Source organism: Streptomyces sp. NTH33 (genome assembly GCF_003236365.1).
GTDB lineage: Bacteria > Actinomycetota > Actinomycetes > Streptomycetales > Streptomycetaceae > Streptomyces.
The window spans coordinates 1-7,104 of record NZ_POTZ01000362.1 but is presented as its reverse complement, the minus strand read 5'-3'; the positions used below and the strand labels follow the sequence as shown (position 1 = coordinate 7,104).

General features: G+C 68.3%; 5 protein-coding genes and 3 pseudogenes. 5 read left to right on the top strand and 3 right to left on the bottom strand.

Features of this window, described 5'->3' with window-relative positions:
• Window positions 1–58 precede the first annotated feature (58 nt).
• Window positions 59–1,105 carry a glucose 1-dehydrogenase gene (locus tag C1I97_RS27300; protein WP_111005810.1) on the bottom strand — a complete coding sequence of 349 codons (1,047 nt, stop codon included), beginning with the start codon at window positions 1,103–1,105 and terminating at the stop codon, window positions 59–61.
• Entirely contained in the window at window positions 1,102–1,977 is an 876-nt protein-coding gene (locus C1I97_RS27295; RefSeq protein ID WP_181446940.1) for an aldose 1-epimerase family protein, read from the bottom strand. The genes C1I97_RS27300 and C1I97_RS27295 overlap by 4 nt, the downstream gene beginning before the upstream one ends.
• 370 nt (window positions 1,978–2,347) lie before the next feature.
• Between C1I97_RS27295 and C1I97_RS27290 the strand changes: the two genes are divergently transcribed.
• From C1I97_RS27290 to C1I97_RS27265, 5 genes and pseudogenes are all read left to right on the top strand, one after another.
• Entirely contained in the window at window positions 2,348–2,920 is a 573-nt protein-coding gene (locus C1I97_RS27290; RefSeq protein WP_111005808.1) for an NADPH-dependent FMN reductase, read from the top strand.
• A 36-nt stretch (window positions 2,921–2,956) separates the two neighbouring features.
• Entirely contained in the window at window positions 2,957–3,631 is a 675-nt protein-coding gene (locus C1I97_RS27285; RefSeq protein WP_111005807.1) for an HAD family hydrolase, read from the top strand.
• A 225-nt stretch (window positions 3,632–3,856) separates the two neighbouring features.
• Window positions 3,857–4,801: pseudogene (locus tag C1I97_RS27280) on the top strand (IS110 family transposase); the annotation flags it as partial.
• 581 nt (window positions 4,802–5,382) lie between these two features.
• Window positions 5,383–6,057: a phosphate signaling complex protein PhoU gene (gene phoU / locus C1I97_RS27275; RefSeq protein ID WP_111005805.1), complete on the top strand. Its 675-nt coding sequence runs from the start codon at window positions 5,383–5,385 to the stop codon at window positions 6,055–6,057.
• Window positions 6,058–6,384: 327 nt separating this feature from the next.
• A pseudogene (locus tag C1I97_RS27265) lies at window positions 6,385–6,636 on the top strand (transposase domain-containing protein); the annotation flags it as partial.
• Window positions 6,637–6,655: 19 nt separating this feature from the next.
• Here the strand turns inward: C1I97_RS27265 and C1I97_RS43020 are convergent.
• Window positions 6,656–6,979: pseudogene (locus C1I97_RS43020) on the bottom strand (IS701 family transposase); the annotation flags it as partial.
• Window positions 6,980–7,104 lie beyond the last annotated feature (125 nt).

Here is a 7,104-nt window from a genome sequence, read left to right as displayed (position 1 = left end):
TATAAGAGACAGCCCCCTGACCCGCCTTCGCCGAAGACGCCCCCGTCCAGAACGGTGATCAGGACTTGAGGTCCACGACGACCTTGACGTCATCGCCGCCCTTGTGCAGACCGTCGGAGAACCGGCCCATGGACACCCTGCGGGTGATGACCCGCTCGAGCCAGCTCCGATCGGCCCTCGCCAGCGCATCGGCAGCCTGCTGATAGTGACGACGACCCGCGTTGACCGAACCGAAGACCACCGTGTTCTCCAGCACCAGCTCCCTGTTCACCTCGTCCAGCCCCACTTCTGCCGCTCGCCGGCCGGAGGAGATACCGGTCAGACAGACGACGGCATCGGGCGCCACGATCTTCGTCAGCGCGAAGACCAGCGGCCCGGCACCCGTGCACTCGATGACCACGTCAGGCACCACGCCGACGTCCCGCACGTCACCGGTGTGGAAGGTGGCGCCCAGGTCGGCGACAAGCTGACCCTTCGGGCCGCGGTCACTGAGATTCAGGACATGGGTCTGCAGGCCGCGCTGCACCGCCAGCAGGGCGGCGAACAGGCCGATCGGCCCGGCGCCGGTCACCAGCGCCACCCGGGGCCGCCACGAGGCCCGGTGGAAGATCCGATCCGTCTGCTCCCATGCCTTGGCCAGCACCGAGGCGGGTTCCAGCAGAACCCCGCAGTCGCCGAGCCGCGGATCGAGCCGGACCGCGTACTCCGGCTCGATCCGCCAGCGCTGGGAACCGAAGCCGTCCCGCTCCTTGATACCTCGCTCCGTGTACCGGCCATTGCGGCAGAAGTCCCACTCACCGTGCGAGCACGGCGGACACGGCACCGGGTCGGGACGCCGCACGATACCCGCGACCAGGTCACCCGGCGCGAAGCCACTTCCCGCGGGGGCCTCCATCACCTCGCCGAGGGACTCGTGCCCGATCACCAGGCGATCCCGGCCCGGTGGCGGTGAGCCGTAGCCGCCCTCCACGATGTCGACGTCAGTGCCGCAGATGCCGAGCAGCCGCCCTTCCACGAGCAGCGCCCCCTGGGACGGGTCGGGTTCGCTGACGTCACTCACCACCACCGGGCCGGGTTCGCCCGGAACCACGGTGATCGCCTTCATGCCGTGCCCTCCTTCACACCTGGATCGATGCCCCACCGCGCCTGGTGGGTCTGTCCCGGCTCCAGGGTGATCAGCCCCTCACCGGAGTTGAACGCATCCGGCGCACACGTCATCGGCTCCACACCCAGACCGGTACGCCGCCGATCCGCTTCGGGGAGTGTGTCGCCGGTGAAGACCTCGATGTAGGGGTACGCGTCACCAACCCACAGGGTGACGGCCCGTCCTTCGCCGCGAACGAGCCGGACCCGTGCCCTGCCATCGGCATCGCGCCGCAGCTGCGTATACGCCACGTCGATGTGCCGGTCACCCAGCGGCTGCCGTTTCCGCAGGTCATAGAGCGAGCCGTCGACCGGGCGCCGACCCGTGGGAATGCCGGCGTCGTCCACCGGCAGGTACACGGCACCGGGCACCTGACAATGCGCTGTGTCGATCGTCGGCGTCCCCACGCTCAGATAGGGGTGCGCCCCGGTGGCATAAGGACAAGCCGTCCCGCTCCGGTTGGTCACCGTCGTACGCACCGTGAGCCCCTCCGCGTCCAGGGTGTACTCCAGATGACAGTCCAGCACCCAGTCCCATCCCGGGCAGGCATGGAGCACATATCCGAACGCCGCCAAGTTAGGGGCGCCCTCCAGGTACCGCCACGGTGCCCACCGGGTCAGACCATGGATGGCACCCAGCTTCTCCGGCTCGCTGAGGTCGAGCTGGAGTCCCTTGCCCGCCCAGGTGTACCGTCCCCCGCGAATCCGGTTCGGCCAGGGGATCATGGAGTGGCCGCGAGCGCCCGTACACGCCTCCTCCGGCCCGTATCCGTCGAGGATCCTGCGTCCATCCACGGTATAGGACCGCAGGCCCGCGCCGACCTCCGTGATCACCACAAGCTACTCGCCATGACGAATCTCGTACTGGGTGCCCGACGGAGCGGCCATGCTCGCTCTCCGTATCGTCTGGGTGTCGTCTGGCTCACCGCTTTCGGCGATGCGGTGTCAGCAGCTGGTCCGGGGCTCTCCTCGCCGTCTTCGGTTCATCGTGCGCCGAGCACTCCCACCGTCTTATTCTCCGCCGCATCCACGTAGCCCGCTCTCCGTGGCGCCGGTTGCACCTGCCAGCCGTTCAGTCCCCCTCCGATTGGATCCCCTCGGAACGCCAACTACCCGTCGTCGTGATTTCCTGCAAGTCAGGGAACATCTGGCCGCTGAGCACAGTGTGTTAAGCGCGCGTGGGTGAGCAGCGAATCGAGGAAAAATGACCACATACAAGGTGGGGTACATCATTGGAAGCCTTGCCAGCCAGTCGATCAACCGGACACTCTCCAAGGCGCTGATCAGGCTGGCTCCGCCTGAACTGGAGTTTGAAGAGATCCCGATCAAGAATCTTCCGCTCTACAGCTATGACTACGACAGCGAATATCCCCCCGAAGGCAGGGCACTCAAGGCGGCCATCGCCGCCGCCGACGCCATCCTGTTCGTGACTCCGGAATACAATCGCTCGATCCCCGGAGCGCTCAAGAACGCCATCGACTGGGCCAGCCGCCCCTGGGGGGATAATTCGTTCACGCACAAACCGTCTGCCGTTATCGGCGCCTCGCCGGGCGCCATCGGCACGGCCGTGGCCCAGCAGAGCCTGCGCAGCGTCCTCAGCTACTGCAACTCTCCGCAGATGAACGCCCCGGAGGCGTACATCAGATTCAGCCCTGAAGTTTTCAAAAACGACGGCGAAGTCACTGACAGCAGTACGGAGGAATTCCTCCGGAGGTTCATGGAAGAGTACCGGGATCACATCGTCCGAGTGCTCACCGTGCTGCCGCCCAGAACCTGACACCCCTCACCACCCCCGCGCCGCAGGAGAACGGACATGACAGGACCCCTCGCCGTCCTCTTCGACATCGACGAGACCCTGGTCCACACCGGAGGCGCGGGAGCACGCAGTTGGGCCTGGGCGTTCGATCAACTGCACGGCGTACCCGCCGACATCGGCAAGCACACGTCGGCGGGCGAAACCGACCCGCAGGTCGGACGGGAAACATTCCGTGCGGTGCTGGGTCGTGAGCCCAGTCACGACGAAATGATGCGGCTCTACAGCGCCTACCTGTGGCACCTGTCCGAGGAAATCTGGTCGTCCAGGACCTATCGCGTCCTGGACGGCGCAGAGGACACCTTGCGCCGGCTTGGACGAGCAGGCGCCATTCTGGGCGTGGTGTCCGGCGCCATGGAGGGTGCGGCAAGACTCAAAATGGAACCGGGCAAGATGGGCCGCTACTTCGTCTTCGGCGCCTACGGATCGGACTCCCCGGACCGGGAAGAGGTGACACGCCTGGCCGTCGCCAAGGCGGCACGCCTTCATGGACGCGCCCTCGCCAGAACCGAGGTGTACGTCGTCGGGGACACTCCACGCGACATCGAGGCCGCGCACGCGGCGGACGCCACCGCCGTCGGAGTCGCCAGCGGCCACTACACCGCGCAGCAACTGCGCGCCGCGCAAGCCGACCACGTGCTGAAGTCACTGAAAGAGCCGTTCCCCGGCCTGTGACCCGTGCCATCCGGATCACTGAACCATGGCCACCGCCATCGAGTTGGGTCTGTCCCGCTCGGAAATACGGTTCCGGGCCTGACCTGACCCTATGAGGGCCGGGCCCCCTTCCCCGCTCAGCCCGGTGAACCTTACGTTCCGGGTAGGCACGAGCTCGGAAAGGAGGCACTCGATGTCTGTCTACGTCGGTATCGACGTGCACCGCAAGCGGTCCCAGATCGCCGTGGTCGGGATGGCGGTGCGGTGCGGGTGAACCGGAACGTGCCAGGCGGGGTGGAGCCGGTGCTGTCGGTGATCGGGGATCTGCCGATCGGTGCCCCGGTGGCCTTCGAGGCCGCCTACGGCTGGGGCTGGCTGGTTCAGCTGCTGGAGGACTACGGCTTCGAACCGCACCTGGTGCACCCCTTGCGGTGCAAGGCGATCGCCTCCGCGCGGCTGAAGAACGACAAGGTGGACGCGGCGACCCTGGCCCAGCTGCTGCGGGCCGACCTGCTCCCCGAGGCCTGGATCGCCCCGGTTCAGGTGCGCCAGCAGCGGGCCCTGGTGCGGCACCGGTGCCACCTGGTGCGCCTGCGCACCCTGCTGCGCAACCGCGTCCACGCCGTCCTGGCGGACTACGGCTGCGACCGCGCCGGCGGCTGTTTCACCGCCCCGGGCCGGGCCTGGCTGGCGGGCCTGGACCTGCCGGACGCCTCACGCCGCGTGGTCGACGACCTCCTGGTCCTGGCCGACGCCCTCAAGGAGCCGATCGACGTAGTGGATGCGCAGGTGCTCGCCACCGCGCGGGGCGATCCCCGGGTCGCGGCGCTCACCCGGCTGCCAGGGGTGGGGACACTCACCGCCTCGGTGATCGTGGCCGAGGTCGGGGATGTCACCCGCTTCCCCTCCGCCCGCAAGCTCGCCGCCTGGGCGGGGCTCACCCCCACCGTCCGCGGCTCGGACCTGACCGTGCTCCACGGGCACATCTCCAAGCAGGGCTCCAACTGGCTGCGGTGGATCTTGTGCGAGGCCGCGCAGAGCGCGAAGCGCTCCCCGGAGTTCGCCGCCGCCTACCAGCGCCTCGCCCACCGCCGCGGCAAGAAGATCGCCACCACCGCGATCGCCCGCCGCCTGCTGGCGCGCGCCTATCACCTCCCGCGCGAGGTCGAATCCGCCCAGGAGCGCCGATGACAGCAGCCGACGACAACCGCCAGGGGCGGTCGCAGACCCCGGGTGAGCTCGCGAAATCGCATGAGACGGCCTTCCGGCCGCGCTCGATGACCTGGCTGAGCAGCCCGGATCCCCGCACCACGGTCATGGCGCCGACCGCACGGCCCGGCGCCATGGGGGCACCTCCCAGCGGTAGCTGGGGGAGGGTGCGTGTGAGCCATTCCGCCGACCAGCCGGCACCGGGGATGTCAACGACCGCATCGATGAACATCCGTGACGCTTCCCCGGCCTCCATGGTCAACCGCCACTCGTCGGCCTCCAGCTCGTTCGTCCTCGCCCCGCTCGTTCCTCACGGGGCTCCGGCCGCTCCAACTGGACCCCTCCCACGCGGCGGTCCCCGAACGAAGACCGCGAGGAAGCCTCACGAGGGAAACGCCCCGGCGCCACCCGAAAGCCACAGGCGGGGGCCGTCCACGCCCCTTGACAGGCCCGGCCCTCATGGGTGGGTGCACCTTCAGCCCGGGACGGACTCCAGAACCCCCGAATTACGCGGAGCGCAGGGCGGAGGCTGGGGAACGGGCGACGACGCGGGGAGACACGCGATGCGGGAGCACTACCACGAAGAATTGCAATCGCTCACTGACGGCCTCGTGGAAATGGCGAACCTGGTCGGCTCCGCCATCGGCCGAGCCACCACCGCTCTCCTCGATGCCGATCCACAGCTTGCCGAGAGCGTGATCTCAGGCGATGAGAAGGTCGACGATCTGCAGCGCGACCTGGAAAACCGGTCGATCACGCTGCTGGCGCGGCAGCAGCCGGTCGCCACGAACCTGCGGATCGTGGTCGCCGCACTGCGGATGAGCGCCGGCCTGGAGCGGTCGGGAGATCTGGCTCAACATGTGGCCAAGCTGGTCCGGCTGCGCTGTCCCGAACGCGCGATTCCGCACGATCTGCGCCGCACGGTCCTGGAGATGGGCCAGCTCGCGCAGCGCCTGATGGCGCAGGCCGCCGAGGTGCTCATCACCCACAACGTCGATGCGGCACTCCAGCTGGAGAAGGACGACGACCGCATGGACGAGCTGCACCGCGCGGTCTTCCAGCACCTCATGGACGAGAAGTGGCACCACGGTGTCGAGACGGCCGTGGACGCCACGCTCGTCGGCCGCTACTACGAACGGTTCGCCGACCATGCCGTGGCGGTGGCCCAACGCGTGGTCTACCTCGTCACCGGCGAACACGCAGACGACCTGCTCACCGACCCGCCCGCGACCACCTGACAGCGTCCCACGGCCAACTGTGACGCCCAGAGTGGCCCAACGGGCCTCGCCTTCCTCCAGGACGCCCGCCGCCACGGTGAGCTGTGCCGGCCGCTGGACTGGATTCCGGAGGTCTACCATCCGGTGGGGAGCGGTGAGGCCGTCATTCCCGACGCCCTGCTGTTCTACCGGCGCGGCCAGCACGGCGGTGAGGGCGCAGACGAGGGATGCCGCCAGGAGACACCAGCGCCACCGGCCTCACGACCGCAGGCCCGATGCAGGGCGGTACGGTCCCCTCACCGGATCACTGCGGTTTCACCCGTACGGGCTTGATCCACGGCTGCTCACCGTGTCGGGGTGTACTTCCTGCTGGCCCTGGCACTTTTTCCCCACCTCGGCTATGTCCGGGTGCGGGACAAGTTGGTGGCCGGCATACGAATGCTGGCGCCGTACCAGCTTTCGGAGAAGGCGCTGCGCGACTTGCGTCGGCGTCTCGGCGCCGCCCCTCTGCGGGCTCTGTTCGAGGCGGTGTCCGGGCCGCTGGCACGTCCGACGATGCCTGGTACGTGCTACCGGCAGTGGCGCACGGTCGCCTTTGACACGGCAGCTGTAGTTCTGGTCATGGCTGGTCCTGGAGAGCGTGTCGGCGCTGGTGGCAGGCTTGTGCGATGGCTTGATGGTGGCGGCGCCAGGCCATCCAGTGCAGGACGTGTTCCGGGTCCCGCACTGGTGGGGTGAGGACGAACGCCCTTAGGAGTCGGACAAGTTCGGGGCAGGTCAACGGGACAAGACGGGCCGATCCGGCGGGGCCGGCCGTGACCGTGGCAGCAACGGTCAGAGCGAGGACGGCGGATGCGGCAAGGGAGAACAGCGACCAGCGCATCCAGGAGTTCCAGCAGGTCACCTGCCCTTCGTCGAGGCCGGTGAAGGTCTTGCCGAGTTGGGTAGGGTGGGCCGCGCGGCGAGGTGCCAGATGTGCTGGTCCTTTTCCGCGCGGCCTCCCTCCGAACCGGACGGGCCCGCTTTCCGGGCATCCGGCTCTCCGGTGACTACTGCGTGAGCGGGGAG